Source organism: Carboxylicivirga agarovorans (assembly GCF_050589845.1).
Classification (GTDB): Bacteria; Bacteroidota; Bacteroidia; order Bacteroidales; family Marinilabiliaceae; genus Carboxylicivirga; species Carboxylicivirga agarovorans.
Window position 1 is genome coordinate 213787 of sequence record NZ_JBNGPA010000007.1, and the last position, 20737, is coordinate 234523.

The window sequence follows — 20737 nt, forward strand, 5'->3', positions numbered from 1 at the left end:
CATTTAGCTCTTTTTCTTATACGGGTTGGGGCGTTTGGTTAATGGAAATTCAGGGTGTTCCGTTCTGGCTCTATCCATTAAGCTTTTAAGTTCATCACATTTTTCAGGGTACTGTGCTGCCACATTGTTTGCTTCAGAAAGGTCTGAAGCAACATTGTACAATTCAATACGATTCTTCGTTACAAACCTTAATAACTTCCAGTCTCCCTTTCTGAGCATTTGAATCGGACCTCTTCCCTCATTGAACTCCCAATACAAATATTCATGCTTCTTTTGATTTGCAGCATCTCCACGTAAAGCAGGTAAAAAGGAAATTCCGTCGATGCTCTCATCAGACGGTTCAATACCGGTAATGTCGCATACCGTTGGCAAGAAATCCCAAAACGCACTGACATGATCTGAAGTTGAATTAGGTGCAATATACCCAGGCCACCTGGCTGCAAAAGGCACTTTTATACCTCCTTCATACAAGTCACGTTTTCGTCCTCTTCCATCGCCATTAGAATTAAAAAACTCATTTCTAAGATGATCATATTCATGGCCATTATCACTGGTGAATAGGACCAGGGTATTGTCAGCTATTTGTAATTCATCCAGCAGATCCAGTATCTCCCCAATTTGCCTGTCAACATCACTTACCATTGCGGCATAAGTCACATGCCCGTTTTTATCATTCAGGTAATGTCCAGCTTTCATTTCTCGTAATGGCCAATCCTTATCTTCATACAAAACTTTACGCTCAGCAGGAATGGTAAGTTCATAATGCGGTGTTGTGTAGGCCAGGTGCAAATAAAAAGGATTCGTTTTATCTGCTTCTTTGCGAATATATTCCTGGGCTTCTTGTGTGAATAGGTCCGTAATATATTTTCCCCTTTTCTCGGCAGTAACATTCCCTTCAATTGTGATTAACTCCTCATTACGATAGACTTGTTCCGGATAGTAATGATGTGCAGGTAAATGTCGATTAAATCCGTAGAAATAATCAAAGCCTTGCTCATTCGGCCGACCATGACATAAATTTTCTGCAAGCCCCCATTTCCCAATTACTGCTGTTGAGTATCCGGCTTTCTTTAATTCTTCTGCAATGGTAACGTCTGTCGAATCAATATCCACCGGATTGCCGGATAATGACCATCTGGGATTGCCTCTCACAGTGCAATGTCCCAAATGCTTACCGGTCATTAATACAGCGCGTGAAGGACCACAAACCGGTGCTCCAGCATAATGATTGGTAAAAACAATACCTTCCTTTGCCAGCTGGTCAATACGAGGTGTCTGTATAAGTTTTTGTCCGTTAAATCCAACATCACCATAGCCTAAATCATCAAGAATAATGTAGATAATATTGGGCTTTTCTTGTTTCATCCCTTTTTTTGAGGCGCTTGATTGGCAAGCAAGCAAAAACAATAAACAAGCAACTGTTAATAATCCGGATCTTTTCATTATATCATTCATATTAAGTACAGAGTATTTACTGTCTGTATGATGGATTGTTGGGAATTAACCCTAAGCTGCCCAGAAAATCAACCGCTGCTGCTTTAGGGTTGTAGCTTCGTCCCTCCTGTTCGCGTGAAGCCCTGACCGTTTCAACAAAAGGCGTCTTATTATCGATATACATCAGATAGTGAATGGTCAGTAATGCCAGCATGTCATTCTCATGCAACAAATATTGCTTCAAAACTGCTTCTGCATCCGCATCATTAAACTGATTATAAACCATCGCTGCTGCGGTGATCGCCACTGGCGGATAACTGTCTTTCATTGCTTGTTTCAGTTCTTTCTCCAAACCTTGTAATATTTCTTTGGATTGTGAACGAAGTCCTACGGCTGCCCAATACCTTACAACCTGATTGGCATGTGACAAATTCTGAATTTGCCCAGCTGCTGTTTCCTTGTTTCTCACGCCTGCCAGCCAAACGCTTTCCATAATTTCATGAATAGCGTAATTATCACTCAAGCGATAGTCATATGGAGCCTGTGCCTTTGCAATAAGCTCCAGTTCATATTCGGGAAGCAACAGAACATCTCGCGAATTCAGCATTTCATTTTTAAGTATTTGCCTCATTTCATTTAACAGTTCCTGATGTGCCGGATCATTAGCAAGATTAGTCAGCTCCCACTTATCATTTTCAATATCATACAGGTATTCTGTTGCACGTGGTTCAAATAATCGCTTTTGTATGTCATTCAGCTTATTTTGAACTAAATCTTTGCGCATTTGCTGTTTGATTTCACTGATCTCCATATAACGAATATATCTCGCTTCAGGAATAAATGGCATAAAATTACGGGAATAAAGGTATTTACCATTGCTTACTGTTCTTACCATATCAATACCATTGTCGGCCCTGTCTGACGAAAGGACCACATGGCCTGTTTCACCTGAGCGCTTATCGCCTGCCAAAACACGACCTGTCATATGATCGGGAATTTCACCACCCGCCAAACTAATTACTGTTGGAGCCAGATCCTCAAAGCTTAGTAGCTCATCTGTTACAACACCGCCCGTGCCCCATGGCGACAGGTGTTTATATTTCTCGGGGAACCAGGCAATAAAAGGCACTCGGTATCCCAGGTTAATGCCATTGGTTTTACCTCGTGGGATTCCTTCACCATGATCTGCATAAAAGAAGATGATGGTATTCTCTTTTAGCCCATCTGCCTCCAATCGTTCCAGCAATGCACCAATCTTCTTATCAGTCAGCTTTAGTGAATTATATACACGCGCAAACTGCTTTCGCATTTTTGGTGTATCCTTATAAAATGGTGGCATTTCAAAATCGTTCTCACCAATGCGCTCGTCCTCTGTCAACTTATTTAGTACCTGTTTCCTATACCAGCCATAGGTATGTGTCATGGTTCTTGACTGGTGTGAATCCATAAAATTAAATACTGCAAAAAAAGGTTGCCCCTCAGACCTGTTCCACCATCCCGCTGTATCTGCGCTCTCATGCCATGCCTCAGCGGTATAACCTTTCTCGTCGGCTACATTATAATCTGTTTTTTTATTATTACTGGTGTAATAGCCCTGTTGCTGCAGATAATATGGAAACCCTTTCATGTAATCAGGAACAGTTATGGCACTGCGGTGGTTACCTGTTCCTGTCTTATACGTTTTCACTCCGGTTATGATGGCTGTGCGGCTTGGCGAACAAACAGTTCCTGTAGAAAATGCATTATTGAATCGAATACCCTCGGCAGCCAGTTGGTCAATTACAGGTGTATTTGCACTGGCATTTCCGTAACAACCAATAAAATGCGGTGAGGTATCTTCGATTGTTATCCATAGAATATTAGGCTTTTCCATGGGCTTATTCTGACAAGAACTTAAAAATATCAGAATTGCAACTATTGAACCTGATAGGTATTTTTTAAAAGGCATGTATTATTGTTTTGGGTTAATGTAAAAGTATAAATAACCATAAAGCAATATGGCTATTTATACTTAATACAAATCTAAACCTATGAAAAGTACAGTATCTCTACTATTATAAATCCCTGTTAATAAATGGGTGACAGTCGATAGGTAAAGCTATAATCCTCACTCTTCAACCTGTATTCTTTCCTTGGAAAAGCATTATCCATCCAACTGGTTGTACCTCCAATACCCATTTGCTTATGATCAACGTTCAGAAACACTTCAGCATGCTTATTTAATTCAAATGAATATTCAGCACGGTGCATTTCATCCTTTGGATAATGACTGGCACCGAAGCCTAAAACAGGATCACCTGATATCTTAAGACCTTTGCCACAGTTGTTTGTCATGCTCAACCATCGTGTATTGCTACGATAACCATTTTCCTGCGGGCTAGAGTATTCAACCCAAAGATCATCCACGGTTGATGTATATAATCCAATTAATTCATCATTTCGGTCATTATATGTTGGGCCTTCTGTTCCAAACCACTTCACGTTATCATAACCTGCAGCCAAGACCAGCTCTGTCCCCTGACGTATCATCATCGGTAACTTTTTATCTCCCGCAGTGTAATAACAAATTATATCCACTTCTCCATTTCCATAAACCGTGTAGGTTTGGGTATAGTCAGCTTCAATGACCGGCAGATACCCTTTGGCTCTTATTACAATCGTATTTCCCTGCTCTTTCTCAGTGAACTCAGTTATTAACCAGGTGTTAGCCTGTTCCCAGGTATAAAGTTTTGGCACCTTTGGTGATGCACCTTTGATTCCACCAAGATCGTTATCGGTTAGAGCCCTCCAGAAATCAGGATTGGCACCCTGCTTAATTACCTGTTCTTCTCCAATGTAGTATTTCTCCAATCTACCTGTTAATTTATCAAATACAATGGAGAACTCATCACCCCATACAAACACTTTACGCCCATTCACACGCATCTTAGGCTTTGCAGCTGATTGAACGTCAGCTAAACTCATCAACTGATTGTCAGTTAACTCAAACTGATCCCATGCCAGCAAGTGATCTGCTGCGGCATAGTACGAAGCATTCTTTGAGGTAAACTTAAAGTTAATGTGGTACTCAGAGCCTTGTTTTGGAATGAAATTAACCAATTCTAATGTGAACTGCTTACTGCTGCGAGGGGCAATATCCAGATCATTTATGGCACCGCTTTTAACAACTTTACCATTTTCAAGCAACTCCCATTTCCCGGTTACCAGCTCCTCAGCATTTGTGAAATCGTACCAGTTGGTAATCTTATAGCTGTTATTCTTTATATCTATAGCTTCAACATGAATATTACGGTAATGGTATTTAATGGCATTTAAACCTGGATGAGGCGTCCAGTCAGCTGCCAATAATCCGTTCATACAGAAGGTTTCATCATGATAAATACCTCGTGATGTTTCCCACCAGCCTCCATAGGCATAAAAATGATCAGCTTGAGATGTTGCCTGGTAGTTGGCAGGTACTGCTTGTTTTAAACCCTGATCCATCCAATCCCAGACAAAGGCTCCCTGAAAATTATTATCAGCATAAATCTGATCCCAGTATTCTTTCAGGTTACCGTTACTGTTACCCATGGCATGTGTATACTCACACAAAATAAATGGCATATCAGCATGTTTCTTTATTACCTGGGCACAACGCTCCGGTGTTCCGTACATTAATGAGAAGATATCAGCGGTATTATAGCCATGCGCAGTGGTCCCTTCGTAATGGAAGGGGCGGGACGGGTCTGCTTTCTGTACCCATTTATAGACATACTCCACATTTGGTCCGTCACCACTTTCGTTACCAAACGACCAAATAACAACAGATGGATGATTACGGTCGCGATAAACCATACGTTGTACACGGTCCAGGTGCGCTTCTCTCCATTCAGGATCATTGGATAACCTGTTTTTCTTATTGTTATTAAATCCGTGTGTTTCAATATTTCCTTCGTCAATCACATAGATACCATGTTCATCGCACAGGTCGTACCACTCAGGTACGTTCGGATAATGACTTGTTCGTACAGCATTAATGTTATTTTGCTTCATCAAAACAATGTCACGCAACATGTCTTCAGTTGTTACATAATGCCCTGTTTCCGGTGAATGTTCATGACGATTCACACCTTTAAACAATACTTGTACTCCGTTCACCAATAGTTTCCCACTCTTGATCTCAATGCTTCGGAATCCCACTTTCTGCGGAATCACCTCTAATACATTGTTATTCTTATCTTTTAAAGTGATTAACAGGTCATATAAATCCGGAGATTCTGCATTCCAGGCTTTAATATCGCTAAGAGTTATTTCTTCTGTCACAAATGCAGTTAGTCCTCTACCGGCATCCACAGCAATATCTTTTTTAATTAATTCCTTGCCTTCTTTATTCAACAATCGATATTCAATTGCAACGGTTTCATCCGAAGTAGAAATAAGTTCACCCTTTAATTGCATGATACCGTTTGTATATGTCTTATCAAGTGTTGAAGTGATGCTAAAATCACGGATATGAGTGGATGGTGTTGACCACAAATACACATCACGAAAAATACCGCTCAATCGCCAAAAATCCTGATCTTCAAGATAGGAACCATCACTCCAGCGGTATACTTCTACCGCCAGTTGGTTTTCACCTGCCTTCAGATAAGAGCTAATATTAAACTCACCAGGCGTGCGACTTCCCTGGCTATATCCTACTTTCTTTCCATTCACCCACACATAAAAAGCAGATTGTACACCATCAAAATTGATGTATACCTGTCGACCATCCCAGTTGGCAGGTAAAGTAAAGGACCGACGGTATGATCCCACAGGATTCCATTCCCTGGGTGCTTCCAGGTTCTCTTTATCAAATGGATATTCTATATTAGTATATATAGGTACTCCATGACCTTCCAGCTCCCAATTGGAAGGTACCGGAATGGTTGCCCATTCAGCATCATTGTAGTTTGTTTTATAAAAATCAGCAGGACGGGAAGCCGGATTCTTTGACCAATGAAACTTCCATTGGCCATTCAGGCACTGGTGATAGGCCGATTGCTTTTTATCAAAACTTAATGCCTCTTGCTCTGAGCCATATACCATCATGGTTGCATGTGGTTTCTCGCGGTTTAGTTGTAATACCTTCACATTGTCCCAGTCTGCTTTTTTTGCAGAAAAAGCACCAATACTCGTAAGTAATAACAGGTGCGCAATGATTATCTTCTTCATTTATATTTCTATTAATGTTTCTTTAAATATTTAAGAGCATAATGCTTACTTCATCCTGAATGGCAAGGTGCAGCTTTAATCTTAAATATAATGACCTATTTTATTCAAAGAATAGCACATTTTTGCTCAATTCGCTTAAACTGTAATTTCAATTTAGGGTATAAAAACATTCACCAGGCAACACATTCCACCTGATTTAATGCCAATTACAAAATTCTAAAATACCAGTTTAAGGGTGTTGACCTTACCAAAAAGTCTCTTGATGACAACAAATAACTCCTCAGTCTCCGGAAGTCCAGTTATGCATTCATTACACGGATAATCTTGACTGTATACACACTCCCCTTTATAGGTAAATACACTAATCTCTTCCACCTTATCCGATTCATGAATAATCAGATTTCCGTCATCCAACTTCACCCATATCAACTCATTTTCTTTCATGTCCTAAACGTTAAGTTCAAACTTAATAACGCAAATTGCTCAAAACAAAAAGAAAACAGGTGCCCTTATTATTCAAATAATAGCACATATACGTTCTCTACTGATTTAAAACATGACGAAAAAGCTACGAAACATATAGTCACACCCAATACACACCGCTAGTATTGTGCACCTTACACCATAACAACACAAGAAACATACCCATCAAATACCTCAAAACTTTCTGTCTGCAGCTCAATTGCTTTGAACCTCAACAAAATAACATGTTTATACATCTTTATTGATTAGAGGTAATCAGATTCTTCACCTGAGTTCTAAGGTTAAAAAGGTGATTCTCAAATGATGTATCAGCAGCAACATTGTACCATTCGTTGGGATCATTTTTGAGGTCATATAGCTCCTCTTGCCCATGTGGATACATAATATATCTGAAGTCATGTGTTCGATAAGAAAATGTCTGCGCCTCAAGGCTGTAGTCCACAATATCGGTAGCAATAGCTGTAAGTGCACCTTCAGGTCCTTCCCAATCTTCAGAAGAAGCACTTTCGATCAAAGGCAATAAGCTATACCCACCCAATGGCAACCCGTTTACATCCTTTGTATTATTTTCCCCAAGTTTGCACATATCGATAAGGCTTGGATAAATATCTACCAGAGAAACGGGTTGTTGAAGCTCTGTCCCTGCATTATGACCAGGCACTTTAAATACAAGTGGTATCCGTGTGCTGTTTTCCCATGGAGAATTTTTAAACAAGTATTGTTTTTGCCCCATCTGCCAACCATGGTCACTGGTTAGAATAACAATGGTATTATCTGCAAACCGGCTTTTGCCCAAAGCATCCAACACAATGCCTACCTGTTCGTCTACAAAAGCAACACAGGCCAGGTAAGCTTGTAAAAAGTGCTTTAATCCCTCCTGCTCATCCCCGTAGGATTCAGTCAGCAGCTTTGAATACATCTGCCCTTTTGAAGTGTTGGTATACCATCGGTCATCACTGCTCCGTTCAACCGGATAGTTGTCTTTGTAATAGGTATCACTGACATCATCCTTTTTGATAATAGGTAATTGAATATCTTCGATGGGAAACATATCAAAAAAACGCCTGGGCGCATAAAGAGGAGTATGAGGACGAACAAAACCAATACCCATAAAAAAAGGCTTAGTGTCTGTCTGTGCATCCATTTCCCTGATTCGTTTTGCTGCCCATCGGGCATGTAACTCATCGGGTACAAGGTCTCGATTTGTCTCATCAAAATAATTAAATACTTTACCACTTTTACCTGAATAAACCCATCCTGCCTTATCTCCTTTTACTTCATCATCAGAAAACCCTGGAATATCTGATAGGGGTGCAAATGACCCATCAATATCACCTATACTTCTGAAAGGCTGTGGAACAGAAGGGTGACCTACCTGCTTCTCACCATCATAAGCAAAGGGTCCGTAATTATTAATGTCAACTCCCCACTCATCCCAAAGATCTTTTATATTTGAGTGTAAAAGCTTGCCACTGCCCATCACATAATAGCCCTTTTCTGAAAATTGCTCCATGATGGTTTTGTTATGCTTAAATAATTTCTGTGTTGTTTTTTTATCTAAGCCAAAATTTCTGGATTGATGGGGGTAAATGCCTGTAAACAAACTATTGCGAGAAGGATTACATAAACCGATATTTGTTTGGGCATTGATAAAACGTACACCAGAAGCAGCCAGCTTATCAATATTTGGCGTGTAAGCCTGTGGATGGCCGCCAAATACCCCCTGATAGTCATTCAGATCATCGCATATTATCATTAATACATTAGGATGCTGCATTGCTTCAGGAGAGGTTGATCGTTTACAACTGTTAAACAATAAGGTAAAAAAAATTAAAACCGATAATACCTTTTGAGAGCTATGCATATTCAATGTTTATTTTGCGCTTTTTATGGAAACTAAAGTAACAGTAAAGCATTTGAATGAACATGCAGATATTATCTGATAGTGGCTAATAATTATCTTCTTTATTTTCTTAATTAATCTCATCAAGTTCTGTGGAAATGAGACTTTAGAATTACATTAAAACTTAATTGTAACCATAAATTGCACTTAAGCATCCATAATAACGAATTGAAAAAAAGGGAATCCTAATGAATTCCCCCTTTGATAATTGGTGTAGTACAGTATTTAAATAATTATTAATTTCTGAGGTTGATAGCCTTCCATTAATAAAACGTATACTCCTGAATTAACACTCCCGACATTAAGCACACTTGTTACGCTTTGCTCCATCACCTTTTTTCCTGTTAAATCAAATATAATGGCGTTACGTTCTGTTTCCAGGTTATTTAGAAATATAATACCGGTTGTTGGGTTTGGAGTGAACTGCAACTTAGGCAAATGGTCATAAGCATTGATGCCTGAATCAATATCCTTTGCGTTACAGGCTCCAATATTAGGTGTACCAGACGACAGATCGATGGGATTTCCATAAAAATCAACTACAGGGTATTCAGGTATATCTTTAAAAATACCGGTGCCTGCTCCCGGAATTGGCGGCCCCGGATTAGCCACACCGGCATCAACAGCCGGACTATTGGCTTGAACCTGGTATTTACCGGCGGTATCTTCTTCACCTGCTGCAAATTGGGGATCACCGCTTACGGGATTCGTATCCAGATTCTTGAAACTCTGAACCACACCACCAAAAAACAGGTTATGCTTCATAAACAATTCTGTACCGTTATTATTTATTACCATTTGTTTTGTACCTATACCTGAGCCATTGGTCGAATAGAATATATTATTAAAGATGTGTGTGTTTTTAGCATTTACATCAATGGCAGTAGCAAATGGCTGATCGATGACAACCGTATTGTTATATATATAACTGTAATCGCAATAATGCGTTCCTGAAGGAGCATTTTGATTGATCCAGATGGTATGGTTACTGTTTTTCCAGTTTGGATTATCACGCCATCCATCATTCACACTCACATTAAAGCGATAGACCGCATTGACATTTCCCCCTAAAATCTCCACAAAGCCACCTTCACAATCTTCCATGTAGTTATACTGTACAAACGTGTTATGGTTTTCATGATCAATATGAATACCATGAGAATCGAGATAACCCCTTGTACTAATGCAACGGTTACGCTGAATAACTGTATTGTAACAACGCCAGGTCCAAACTGAACTTCCACGATTAGGCATACGTGGATCAACATCTGAACCGGGGTGATTGAATAAATTATCTTCAATCAGGCAGTTATAGGTTTTTGTAGGTAATATGCATGTCCCTCCCGTATAATGAAATTCATTGTTTCTAAAAACCAGGTTCATGTTTCGATTGATCATTTCATCACCAACACCATCAGCTCCACCCCCGTGTTTCATATGAACACCTAAACGTTGCAGGTCTGTGAAATAACAGTTCTCCATCAACACATCCTGTATATTTTTTTCCTGTCCGGCAACAGTATTCTTTGAACTATAAAACCTTACAGCAGCCACTTCCAATCCATTAAAAGAATCTTCTCCCTCTTCCTTAAGTATCGGTTTGGGTGCATATACATTCTGAAAGGTCATGTTACGGAAAGTGAAATTGCGCATCACTTCTGTTCCTGTGTTTAAGATATAGATACCATAGGCGTCAGTTTCATCGACCCCCGTTCTATTAGCTGTGCGCTCATTATTAATTTCAAGGCCATCAAAAATAATGTTGTCCTGATTTTCTACTAAAATGGCTTCCTGATAATCGCCACCTGCAACTTCACCAACTTCACCGGTAATAATTGGTTTTTCTCCATCTCCATAGTAGGTTATGGTAATGGGCTCTTCATTCGTTCCTGAACCATTCACCACAAAATGTCCGTCGAAACGATCACCACATTTAAAATTGACCGTATTACCTGGCTTAAGCGGCACCTGACTGATTTTCTGTAATGTTTTGAATGGTGCATCAATGCTTCCATTGTTCCCATCATCACCTTCAGAGCTACTGACATAATAATCTGTTAACTCGTCAAATTCAACTTCTTTTATTTTGAAATCATCAATCAACAAAGTGCCCGACCAGTTATGGAATACCCCTACATATACTGAGTTAATCCCGTTTTCTGCAGTAAATGACAGTTCATGACTTATCCATTGAGCCTCCTGTTCTTCAGTAGGGGCAAAATCCTCACCTTTTTGTATAATTGTTGAGCCATCAGACTGATAAATGCGCAAATGACGCTTAAATGGGCTTATTGTTTTTAAACTGAGCTGATACATCTTGCCTGGTGTTACATCTACCAGCCTGCGTAACTGCATTAATGTTTGACCATTGTCGCTTGCAGCACAAACCCCATATTGATTATTGTTATTGCTCTGAACTGTCGTGCTTATTGTGCCGGGATAATCTGATTTTTTACTAAAATCATACCCAAGGTTTGTTAAATCATCATTGACAACATAGCTTTCAAAATCATCTGTGAACACAGCTATTTGACAGTTAATATCCAATCTATAAAACAGTATACAAAAAATCAGAAACAGATATCTCATAAGCAATTACTTTTCGTGTGAATAGCCTTAATTGTACTGAAGCAAAAATATTGCATGATCCGGCTCGTGTTTAATCTCATATTACCCACTTATCACCAGCTTTTAACCAATAACCGGGTATGCCTATTTCGTTGTTGACTTCTTACCTTTGTTTTTCCATGCCTCCGTATGAATCAAGCCTAAGAAAGTAGGATCAATAAGCTGACCGGTCCATTTATTAAGAATCACCTCTAAGGCTTTAACCTTTTCGGGCATCTGATTGGCCAGATTGTTCTGTTCCCCAATATCCTTGCTTAAATCGTATAATTCCTTTGTTTGACCATTATTGTGTATAAGCAGTTTAAAATCCCCATCGCGCACACAATAACGCTGTTGGTCAAACTTTCGCAGAAAGATATTCTGATGGGGTGCAGTTTTCCTTTTTCCATTGACATAAGGAATAAGATTAACACCATCCAAAGGCTTTTCTTTATCAAAGGGCGAAGCCGCCAACTCTGAAATAGTAGCAAAAATATCGAGGGATGACACCGGGTAATCATAAACCATTGGTGTAACCTGTCCTTTCCAGCGCATAGCAAATGGCACCCTGTAACCACCTTCATAATGGGAGCTTTTACCCTCCCGAAGAGGTCCGTTGTCAGATGCATTTTTAGTTTCAGGTCCACCATTATCCGATAAGAAAAAGATAATTGTATTATCATCAATGGCTAACTCTTCGAGCTTATTCAGCAATCTGCCGACACCATCATCCAGGGCACTGACCATGGCCGCATAAGTTTTTCGTTTGGTATCTTTTATATTCGGAAAGCGTTGCAAATATTCCTCAGTGGCCTGTAAAGGCCCATGCGGTGCATTGTAAGATAAAAACAGAAAAAATGGCTCTTCAGCATGCCTTTCAACAAAACTAACAGCTTCATCAGAAAACTCATCGGTAAGATACTGGGTGGTTTTTTCTGGTGTATGATCACGCATGATCCAGGTACGATAACTATCTCGTTCACCAGAAATTTTATAACTATCTTTAATGGTTAACTCCTCAGGAAAGTAACGATGACCACCGCCCAGGTGACCATAAAACTCGTTAAACCCTCTATTGAGCGGATGGTGTGTTTCCTTATGTGCCCCCATGTGCCATTTACCGATAATAGAGGTTTGATACCCGACTTGAGCTAATGACTCAGCAATGGTTATCTCCTCAGTGCTTAAACCCATATTAGGATCATTGGGCTGGTATTGAGGATTACGTTCAAAGCCAAAACGTTGCTGATAACGACCGGTTAAAAATCCTGCACGACTTGGACTACATACAGAATATGTTGTGTAGCCATTTGTAAATTTAACACCTTCGTTGGCAATACGGTCAATATTGGGTGTTGGTATATCAGTACATCCGTTAAAACCCACATCAGCATACCCCAAATCATCAGCCATGATAACAATTAAATTGGGTTGCTTCTTTTTTGTTCCGGCATATGAGTCGGACAGTGATAAACAATATATAGCAAGGGAAATTATTATAGAAGCTTTCTTCATCTTTTTAATTCTAAAGTTTTACACCAATTATATCACAAACTTCCTTATAGAGACTCCATTTAACCATCTTATAGTTAGGATCGTCTTCTAAATTAATCCACTCATGAACGTCGTTCTTATGATTATATAATTCTTCCTTGCCATTGGCATAACGAATATAACGCCAATTCCGTGTGCGATATGAATAATGCTGTTCCCTGATCGTTGTTTTTGTTCCAATATTACCTACAATGGTTAAAGCTCCATTTGGCCCACGCCAAATTGTATTATCATTATCATCAAATAAAGGCAACATACTAAAACCACCTAATTCACCTGCCTGGTTGTTAAGTTTATTACTACCCGATAAGTTGCAGTATTCAACTAAGGTCGGATAGATATCCACCAACGAAACCGGCTGCTCAACTTTCGCACCAGCCTTAGCTTCAGGGGCCATAATAACCATTGGAACACGAGCACTCTCGTCCCAGGGCGAATTCTTAAACAGATAATTCTTCTCTCCCATCTGCCAGCCATGATCAGCGGTAAAAATAACGATGGTATTGTTTTTAAATCGACTATTTTCAAGAGCATTCAATACCTTTCCAATCTGCTCATCTACAAAAGCCACACAAGCCAGGTAAGCCTGTAAAAAATGCTTTAATGCCAACTCGCGGTCGCCATCATATGATTCCATTAACATCCGGTAGTACCTGAAGCCTTTATTATTCGGATTAATATTATCTTTCAGATAAGTATCTTCAGCATCCGAAGCCAGCCAGGGAGCCAGTTCCAAATCATCGATCGGGAACATTTCAAAAAAACGGTCAGGTGCATGTAATGGCGTATGAGGATTCACAAAGCCTACCCCCATAAAGAACGGTTGGTTATTTTCACTTGCCTCCAGTTCTTTAATTTTCTTAGTTGCCCACTGTGCATGCAATTCATCCTGCATTAAATCTCTGTCTTCATCATTTGTATAACGAAATGGTTTTCCGTCCCAGCCATACACCCACATATCGCAGGTTGATAAACGCCCATAGGAACCATCAACAGGTCCAATGGACTGATAAGGCTGCGGCACCTTTGGGTGTGCAACACGATTCTCGCCATCAAACGCAAAAGGTCCATAATTGTGCTTGGTATTCATACCCCATTCATCCCATGATTGCGGCTCATGATTACCATGTAATAGCTTACCACTACCCAAGGTGTAATAGCCATTCTCTTTAAAGAGCTGTATCAGTGTTTTATTATTCTTTAAAACAGCCTGCCTGGTTCGTTTTGTCCAGCCAAAATCGTTTGAATCGTGTGGATAAACACCAGTAAAGAGACTATTGCGTGATGGCTGACACACTGGCGCATTGGATTGCGCATTTAAAAACTGCACGCCTTTGGCTGCCATGGCATCAATATTTGGAGTGTGAGCCTGTGGATGCCCTCCAAAAACACCCTGGTAATCATTCAGGTCATCGCACATGATAAAGATGACATTGGGTTTTTCGTTCTGACTATAGCTCTTTAGTGCACAACAGATACATAAGAGAATAAGTAAAAAATATTTCATTATTTAAAATTTGATGGTTGGATTAACAAACAGTTCAAAAATGCGGAAATCACATCTAGTCTACTGACAATTATCATTCAATTGTTAACACAAATATTTTTCTCTTGCGAATAGTAAAGGGTTTATAAATGTCCATGCTCTGTTCTGGAAAAAAACATCTGCATAGTTGAAAACAATTTACCTTTCGATTAAGTGTTTCTAAAATGAGGCCTTACTTATCGGACAAACGAATAGAACTAATCTGACAAAGTTTTTTTTTATCCAACATCAACTCAGCACCCTTTGAATATATTACCATACCCAACTAAGGTTAAACACTAAAAAAAGATACTATGCTTTCCTTCAATAAGATTCAGAATTCCGTCACGCTTTACCTTTTCCTTATTCACCTGAATACCCGTTTCGGAATTAAAGCTATTTAAGTCTAAGTCAACTGAAACCCCTTCTGGTATTACCAATTTTAAATGATTTCTTTTTCCTGATTCCCATTCAACAGTCAATTGCTTATCTCCGACAGGCACGTTAGCACTCAAATGACTGACTCCTGAATCATGATATCGTAGTGTCCATTTGCTTAAACCCGGTTGTTCAGGTTTCAGGCCAAATAAATATTCTGCAAACAAAGCTGGAGGAAAGGCACTTTCCGTCTGAGCATCACTACGTGTTTTGTTTGGTAAAAATTTCCCGGTTCGCCCGCTGCCATGCAACCACCACTCTTCCCATAGTGTTTGATTGGAATTTTCATCCAACATGTGTCCAAAGCGTTTGTTGAACAAGTCAAATGATTCTTTTACATAACCATATTCGCATAAGCCTTTATGCAGGTAATAGGACATTGCTGGTGTGACCATGATCATACCAGATGTTCGTTTAACGAAATCGTTATTGTCATCCGCCAATATATTTTGTGCAATAAGTTGGCCTTGCTCCTGTGTGGCGATATTCAATGCCAAAGCCATAGCATTAGCATGTTCACTTAGCATCTTTGATTGCTTCCCATCAAGTAATGCATCCACAAACATACCTGACTCTTCGCTCCAGAACATACTTTGAAGACTTTTGCGCAAGGTCAATGCTTTTGCTGCATAGCAATCTGAATTAGTATCTTTTAACCATAGCAGCAACTCCGTATAATTCTCTAATGCTTCAAGGTAATGAGCATTTAAAGCGAAATTAGCTCCACTTCGGTCATTTACAGCATGGTCAAGCCAGTAGGCATAAGGAGGACTATCAATCAGTCCATGCGCATTGGTAAATCCATCCATAAGATTCAGAAGTCGTTCAGCACTTGGCAATAAAGTCATGACGGTCTCATGATCTCCACTGTACAAATAATAATTCCACAGGCTTTTTAGCCAAAAACAATTGGAATCAAGAATAACCATGTAATCGTTTGCGGCAAGTGGAGCATAAGCCGGCATTATGCCATCTGCCATTTGCTCCTGAGCCACCTGAACGAGGTAGCGGCGTTGCAGGGCCATGTCACCAAAAGTATAGTAGTTACCCAATGCTCCATAGAAACCGGTTTGCGCATATTGTCGACGTTCACGATAGTTATCGGTGATGGCATCGGTAGTGCACACATCTATGGTTTTGGCAGAGCCTTCAAAAAATTCCCTAACCCACGGGGCATCAACCGATGACATCTCTCCTTTTAATTCGAAAGGATAAGCTATCCTTCGTATGGCAAGCTGCCTGATCGAAACCGGTTGGCCGGCGTTTTCAATCCATACTGCCATATATCGACAAGGCTTAAAATAAGAAGCCTCCCACAAATCCTTCTCCCCGGATAATATAATGTGGTCTTCGTATTCGGCATCTACTATACTGGCACAAAACGTATTATTCAGAACATAGGGTGCGCAAAGAACGCTTAACTGCGTTCCTGACTGTCCTTCTATTTCAAGTAATGGAAAACCATTTATCACGGCTCCGTAGTCAAATACCAATAAGCAACCTGCTTCACCTTCATTAAAAACAATATTGAAAGGCTCATTTTTATGAATACGTTTTGCAATTTTCTTATCAATCGTATGATTCAATGTGATTTTCTCACGAACAAGATTGTATGGCTTCTCTTTATATGACCTGGTGAGAATTAACTTTGCATCCTGCTCCACTTCATCCTTTAAAAAGGGAATATCACGTTTAAGCAGCTTAATCCACGGATTCACGGAAGCGGTTGGTCTGACCCCCTTCTTATGCGAAGGCCAGCCTTCATTTCGGATAAGCTCAGTGGCATATTCCCATTTTGAATCATCATAAGTCAAAGTGAACCAGTTATGTTCATAACGACGCATATCAACAATGTCACACACGTCACGTTGAAAACGACTGATTGGTGGTGAGTTCTTATCCCAGCTTTGATCCTTCATCAGTCTCCAGCTATTATCTGAAACAACCAACTGATTTCCCAACTCAAGTTGCACTAATAAACCAGCGCGTGAATCAAACTGGTATGATTTCGCTCCCGCTTCGTAAACGGCTCTTAGTGCTATAAGATTATTCCCTTCTTTCAGATATGGATGAATATCGATTTCATCGTATGACTGATGATGTGCCACACATCTTGCAGGTCCCCGATTGATGTATTGTCCGTTAATATACAATAGGTAAAAATCCGACGCAGTTATCCTTAACAGGGCCTTTTCAGGCAATGCATTCAGTGCTATTGTTTTGCGGACTAATATAGCTTCCGTATTTTCAGCAGACCATATCCATTTAGCGGACCATTGCTTTTCTGATGCAGTGCCTTGCAAACTAAGGGAACAGAATACAATAATAACCAGTAATAATCTCATTTTATGCAATATTAAATCAGGTATCAGTTAGTGTACGATCAAATAAAGGCAGAGAAACAAAGACACAGAAGTTGCATCTGGCGTTGTGTAAAAACTTGCTCTCTGTATTTCCTATCTTCTACTTATACTTGGAACCCGCATAGTTCATCATATTATACAATAGCTTTTCAGCCACCGGATCTTTATCCAGAAAATCAATAATACGCAGAGTTGACATCAGCATTTGCCCTTTACCAATGTTGGCTTCCAGAACATCTGCGGCCCACCAGACTTCACCGGGGCCATTGTAATGACGCAACATATCATCATGGTTGGGAAAATGGTCGTAACCAATCATTCCGGCAATATAAGTCCCTTCCTGCTTACTCATGGCTTCAACAGGGTGTACATTTTCATATACGCCATGCATGATCATATTGGTTGGCAATTCATTAAACACAGGGTGTTCAGTAACAATATGCGTTTTAGCAGCCCAACCACCTCTGGTGGCCCATTTCGCCAACATCTCAGCATTTAAAGGCAGTGCTTCAGTACTTACCTCATCTAATACCCGGTCAAATCCAGGTACCCTATTACCTGTTGTTTCAAGAAACACAGCATATCCCCCTTTTTTAACAAAGTCTTTTACTTCTAAAACCTTATCTGTAAAGGCCTTGTTCTTTTTATTTACTTTGCCTACTAAAACCGGTATATCACTATTAAGCGATTGGCTAAACTCGACATACTTAAGACCTTTAGCTCCCAGAAATGCTTTTAAACTGCCTTCGGGGTCCAGAACAGCGATCTGAACATCCGGTAACTTTAACTGTGATTGGTTAAACACATCAAAAGCTTGTTCGTTTTCAGTAATCAACTTCCCGGCTTCATCACTTATCTTTACCTCTACAGAATAAGAACCAGACAATGATTTTGTATCCAGATGTGAATCGATAAAAGTAGAGATACCAGATAGAAAGGATACATTCAAGTCTTCAGACCAAACCACTTTCTGATTATCATCCAGCACCTTTACTTCCACTTGTACCTTTTCATCTGTTGATTCGTTCACTCCAAACACCTGTAACTGCATTCCTTTATCTGCATATACATTGCGGGGTAAAATACGGATGGGTGCTATTTGGGGTTGATTGGCAGCTTTTGTTAAATCATAAACCAATGTCTTAGGATTACGCCATAAGTCTAATAATCCGGCTCCAATCACCCAGTCGCCGCCAACTAAAGCGTGCACACAATAGCCTTTAACCGTAGTATTTAATCGCGTCGCTTCGAGCATACGCTTGTTTGCCATGCCATGTATTTTCTGCTCTTCCAGATAAAGGTCACGCACATTGGGGTATATCTTGTCAAAGCCCGTTTTATCCAATGCAGCTATATACCCCTCATTAAGTTCTTTATGGTAAAGTGTTGGAGCTACAATTGAATTACCCTTTTCTTCGAATATCTTATTATTTGCTGTTAAATCAGGCGTGCTTCCGTAACCTACCTCAGACAGGTAGGTCATCATACCCGGAACAACATGCTTTCCATAGCTTTTCACCCCTGTCAAGCCTAATGCCTTTTTCTCTTCCTCTGTTTTCGCTGTTGCCAGATAACCATCAAACTCAGCTTCACATACCTGAGAGCCACTGTAATGGTGAATATCATTGAATTTCTTTGGGATGCGCTCATTCGGCAAATAAATATTGGCTCCTTCGCCCCAGCCTCCTGACTCATCTAAAATCATACGGCTTGGATCCAACTCCCTTGCCAATACCGACATGGAATTTAGCATCTGTGCTAAAATGGGACGGTTAATTTCATTGAATAATTCCCATTGCACAATACAAGTCCTATTGCGATTATTAAGAATGGTTTCTCTCAGTTCATTTTCTACCATATGCGATAAACGTGGCGTAGAGATTGGCCTTAACATACATTCGGTGACTAAACTACCAACAGTTAGTACGCCTAAAGAATCACACAAATCCAACCACATAGGTGGTGCCGGTTTCCGCCACGGACGAATCATGTTAAAACCAGCTTCTTTAGCTAATAATATTTCTTTAATGGCCATCTCACGACTATCAGGGTATGCCAATTTAACCGGGTATAAGCCTTCAAAAAAAGCTGCCTTAAGATATATAGGCTTACCATTTAAAGTAAATACATCGTTTTCAACAGAGAATTCGCGCATTCCAAACTTATGTGACCATGTGTCTTCATTCGTCTTTTCTCCCTCGATGTGAACGATTGCCTTGTACAGGTATGGATCATCTGTTGACCAATAGTTAACATGATCTATTTTTAGTATTCGGCTTATTTCATTTTTCCCTGGTAAAGCTTCAATGGCTTCCGAATGCTCCGACACAACAATTCCATCGCTATCCTCAATGCGAATCTTTACTTGTTTATTACTGGCATAGGCGTCAGCATTATTAATGCACATATTCAGCACCACTTCATCTGAAGCAATCCTGGGCTCGATAAAGACATCCGCCAGGTAGGTATGTCCCTTGGCGCTTAGTTTCACACCTTGCCAGATACCTCCTGCAATGGCGCCGCGCCACATTGGCACTTCCTGACGACCCATACCGTCAATCCGCTTGTCAGTCAAAATTATCGGGCTCACCACTCGTACCATAATAGTATTTTCCTCACCATACTTTAACAGCTTATCGATTCGGAAACTAAAGGGTGTATAACCGCCCTCATGAAAGCCAAGCACCTGCTCATTAACCCACACTTCTGAGTAATAATTAACAGCATCAAATTCAATCTCCACGATTTTACCTTCCCAGCTGGCCGGAATATTGACTTCCCGGGTATAGAAACCAACACCTTCATAGTTCTTTTCTGTTTCTTCCCAACACGAAGGCACTTCAATGGTTTTGCTATTTAATGTGCTGAAGACTTCATTCAAATACCATTGTTTCTCTATTCCTTCATTGGTATCATCAAAAATGATATTCCATCTGCCATTTAAGGAAATGGTATTCGTATCAGTTTGGGCACAGGCTCCAATAGTGATAAATAAAAACAGGACCGCTAAATATGTTACGCATGTATTCATTAGTGAAAATTATTTCGTTCAATTAAGGTGGATCATTCTTTGCTACCCCCTCGTCAATAGGCAAATGTATAGGAAAGCATGTGCTGAAATATTGCATTATTTATCTAACAATGACCATATATTACCTGTCATTATAAAAAAATGACAGCCGATATCCAACTGTCATTTTAGTATTAGGAATCAGCATTTCCGGCAAGCTATTCCTG

At 39.9% G+C, this 20737-nt stretch carries 10 protein-coding genes; all 10 read right to left on the minus strand.

Annotated features, from left to right (window positions below; translation table 11 throughout):
• Positions 1–3: 3 nt before the first annotated feature.
• The 10 genes from ACRD69_RS10175 to ACRD69_RS10220 all read right to left on the minus strand — a co-directional run bounded on the left by ACRD69_RS10175 (position 4) and on the right by ACRD69_RS10220 (position 20531).
• Positions 4–1365, minus strand: a complete 1362-nt coding sequence (locus ACRD69_RS10175) for an arylsulfatase (RefSeq protein ID WP_430814972.1) — start codon at positions 1363–1365, stop codon at positions 4–6.
• Between the two features lie 106 nt (positions 1366–1471).
• Positions 1472–3382 (minus strand): sulfatase family protein, encoded by a 1911-nt coding sequence (locus tag ACRD69_RS10180; protein WP_430814973.1) that lies wholly within the window; start codon positions 3380–3382, stop codon positions 1472–1474.
• 119 nt (positions 3383–3501) lie between these two features.
• Positions 3502–6627, minus strand: coding sequence for a beta-galactosidase, LacZ type (gene lacZ, locus ACRD69_RS10185; RefSeq protein WP_430814974.1), 3126 nt, complete (start codon positions 6625–6627; stop codon positions 3502–3504).
• A gap of 216 nt (positions 6628–6843) precedes the next feature.
• Positions 6844–7071: a hypothetical protein gene (locus ACRD69_RS10190; RefSeq protein WP_430814975.1), complete on the minus strand. Its 228-nt coding sequence runs from the start codon at positions 7069–7071 to the stop codon at positions 6844–6846.
• Between the two features lie 277 nt (positions 7072–7348).
• Positions 7349–8887, minus strand: a complete 1539-nt coding sequence (locus ACRD69_RS10195; RefSeq protein ID WP_430814976.1) for a sulfatase — start codon at positions 8885–8887, stop codon at positions 7349–7351.
• A 351-nt stretch (positions 8888–9238) separates the two neighbouring features.
• The gene (locus ACRD69_RS10200; RefSeq protein ID WP_430814977.1) at positions 9239–11602 is read right to left on the minus strand and encodes a T9SS type A sorting domain-containing protein; all 2364 of its coding nucleotides are present in this window, start codon (positions 11600–11602) and stop codon (positions 9239–9241) included.
• 123 nt (positions 11603–11725) lie between these two features.
• Entirely contained in the window at positions 11726–13135 is a 1410-nt protein-coding gene (locus ACRD69_RS10205; protein ID WP_430814978.1) for a sulfatase, read from the minus strand.
• A 10-nt stretch (positions 13136–13145) separates the two neighbouring features.
• Positions 13146–14681, minus strand: coding sequence for a sulfatase (locus tag ACRD69_RS10210; RefSeq protein WP_430814979.1), 1536 nt, complete (start codon positions 14679–14681; stop codon positions 13146–13148).
• Between the two features lie 317 nt (positions 14682–14998).
• On the minus strand, positions 14999–17482 hold the full coding sequence (locus tag ACRD69_RS10215) for an alpha-L-rhamnosidase-related protein (protein ID WP_430814980.1): 2484 nt from the start codon (positions 17480–17482) through the stop codon (positions 14999–15001).
• A gap of 118 nt (positions 17483–17600) precedes the next feature.
• A complete protein-coding gene (locus ACRD69_RS10220; RefSeq protein ID WP_430814981.1) occupies positions 17601–20531 on the minus strand; it encodes a glycoside hydrolase family 2 protein in 2931 nt (976 codons plus the stop codon).
• Positions 20532–20737 lie beyond the last annotated feature (206 nt).

What these genes read in the sequence shown, in the direction of transcription:
- ACRD69_RS10220 (WP_430814981.1), bottom strand. Translation starts at nt 20,531, where the DNA reads ATGAATACATGCGTAACATATTTAGCGGTCCTGTTTTTATTTATCACT.
- ACRD69_RS10175 (WP_430814972.1), bottom strand. Translation starts at nt 1,365, where the DNA reads ATGAAACAAGAAAAGCCCAATATTATCTACATTATTCTTGATGATTTA.
- ACRD69_RS10205 (WP_430814978.1), bottom strand. Translation starts at nt 13,135, where the DNA reads ATGAAGAAAGCTTCTATAATAATTTCCCTTGCTATATATTGTTTATCA.
- ACRD69_RS10215 (WP_430814980.1), bottom strand. Translation starts at nt 17,482, where the DNA reads ATGAGATTATTACTGGTTATTATTGTATTCTGTTCCCTTAGTTTGCAA.
- lacZ (WP_430814974.1), bottom strand. Translation starts at nt 6,627, where the DNA reads ATGAAGAAGATAATCATTGCGCACCTGTTATTACTTACGAGTATTGGT.
- ACRD69_RS10190 (WP_430814975.1), bottom strand. Translation starts at nt 7,071, where the DNA reads ATGAAAGAAAATGAGTTGATATGGGTGAAGTTGGATGACGGAAATCTG.
- ACRD69_RS10200 (WP_430814977.1), bottom strand. Translation starts at nt 11,602, where the DNA reads ATGAGATATCTGTTTCTGATTTTTTGTATACTGTTTTATAGATTGGAT.
- ACRD69_RS10180 (WP_430814973.1), bottom strand. Translation starts at nt 3,382, where the DNA reads ATGCCTTTTAAAAAATACCTATCAGGTTCAATAGTTGCAATTCTGATA.
- ACRD69_RS10210 (WP_430814979.1), bottom strand. Translation starts at nt 14,681, where the DNA reads ATGAAATATTTTTTACTTATTCTCTTATGTATCTGTTGTGCACTAAAG.
- ACRD69_RS10195 (WP_430814976.1), bottom strand. Translation starts at nt 8,887, where the DNA reads ATGCAGCATCCTAATGTATTAATGATAATATGCGATGATCTGAATGAC.